Annotated in this window: 1 protein-coding gene; it reads left to right on the top strand. The window is 46.8% G+C overall.

Going from position 1 to position 1,168, the window contains the following annotated elements:
* Positions 1-1,166: nucleotide sugar dehydrogenase (locus PR766_RS18410; RefSeq protein ID WP_154635855.1), on the top strand; the 1,166-nt coding region annotated here is incomplete at its 5' end.
* Positions 1,167-1,168: the final 2 nt, after the last annotated feature.

Here is a 1,168-nt window from a genome sequence, read left to right as displayed (position 1 = left end):
TGAAAATAGCAATCGCAGGGACCGGCTACGTCGGTCTGTCTAACGCCATGCTACTGTCACAACACCACGAAGTGGTGGCGGTCGATATCATCCCTGAAAAAGTGGCGATGCTGAACAATAAGCAATCCCCGATTATCGACACTGAAATCGAACAGTTTTTAACGGAAAAACAGCTGAACTTCCGTGCGACCGAAGATAAAATCGAAGCCTATACTGGCGCGCAATACGTGATTGTTGCCACCCCTACAGATTACGACCCAAAAACTAACTACTTCAACACCAATTCAGTCGAATCCGTCATTCATGATGTCAATAAGCTGAATCCAGAAGCAACTATTATCGTCAAATCCACCATTCCAGTGGGCTTTACAGCGCGTTTGCGTGAAGAGTTTGGCTACACTAACGTGATTTTCTCCCCAGAATTCTTACGTGAAGGCCGCGCCCTGTGGGATAACCTGTACCCATCCCGTATTGTGGTGGGTGAGCGTTCTGAACGTGCACAGATTTTCGCTGACTTACTGTTAGAAGGCGCGATTAAGAAAGATGTGCCGGTGCTGTTCACTGACGGCACTGAAGCGGAAGCCATCAAACTGTTTGCGAACACCTTCTTAGCGATGCGTGTCGCGTACTTCAATGAGTTAGACACCTACGCAGAAAGCCGTGGCTTAAATGCGCGTCAAATCATTGAAGGTGTCTCTTTAGACCCGCGTATCGGCAGCCATTACAATAACCCATCCTTTGGCTACGGTGGTTACTGCTTACCGAAAGATACGAAGCAGTTACTGGCAAACTACGATGATGTGCCAAATAACCTGATTAATGCGATTGTGGAATCTAACCGCACCCGTAAAGATTTTATCTCCGATGCGATTATCGCTAAAGCACCACGCAAAGTGGGCGTATATCGCTTAGTGATGAAAGCGGGCTCTGATAATTTCCGTGCTTCGGCCGTTCAAGGCGTAATGAAACGCATTAAAGCGAAAGGCATTGAAGTGGTGGTTTACGAGCCGGTACTCAAAGAAGAAGAATTCTTCCGCTCGAAAGTTATCCGAGATTTAGACGCGTTCAAAGCCGAATGTGACATTATTCTGGCAAACCGTATGGTGCCTGAGCTGGACGATGTAGCGGATAAAGTCTATACCCGTGACTTGTTTGGTAATGATTAATT

It is taken from the genome of Providencia sp. PROV208 (assembly GCF_028479465.1).
GTDB lineage: Bacteria > Pseudomonadota > Gammaproteobacteria > Enterobacterales > Enterobacteriaceae > Providencia > Providencia alcalifaciens.
Note: the sequence above shows the minus strand (reverse complement) of the source record. Positions and strands in the feature narration are given on the sequence as shown.